Below are 540 nucleotides of genomic sequence, written 5' to 3' on the forward strand. Positions count from 1 at the left end.
GTGCCGTCGGCCTCGCTGTCGAGTTTCCGCAGAATCAACCCCTCCCGCAACGCCCAGGGGCAAATGTCGACGGAATCGATCTCCAGTGCTCGCATACTAGCTTCAGCTACCAAAGCACCGGCCACGATCTGTGGTGCCCGCTCGGCACTCACCCCTTCCAGTTCGGCACGGTCAGCCGCTGTCATCCTAGAGATGAAAGCTATGAGCTGTCTTAATCCAGCAGCGGTGAGGGTCCGCTTGACCCGTGGGCCTGCGCCCGAGGGCGCCGCACCGGTGAGTCGGGCCAGCGACCGGAAGGTCTTCGACGTCGCCACCGCCAGGTCCGGGTTCCCCGATCGGCGCATGGTGGCACCGGCGTCGGCGAGTTCGGTGGCCAGCCAGTCCCGCAGCATGGCGACCCGGCGCCGCCCAGGTGGGTCTTCGGCCAGCCATTCCCTGGTCAGCCGGCCGGCACCCAGTGGCAGCGAGAGCGCCACCTCGGGCTCCTCGTCGACCCCGCTGGACAGATCCAGCGAGCCGCCGCCGATGTCGATGTTGATG

General features: G+C 67.4%; 1 protein-coding gene. It reads right to left on the reverse strand.

Features of this window, described 5'->3' with window-relative positions:
* Positions 1-540, reverse strand: a 540-nt coding sequence (locus RNB18_RS50940; protein ID WP_449657656.1) for a Ppx/GppA phosphatase family protein, incomplete at both ends; no start/stop codon positions are given.

This window comes from Streptomyces doebereineriae, assembly GCF_031845645.1.
In the GTDB taxonomy this organism is placed as follows: Bacteria; Actinomycetota; Actinomycetes; order Streptomycetales; family Streptomycetaceae; genus Streptomyces; species Streptomyces canus.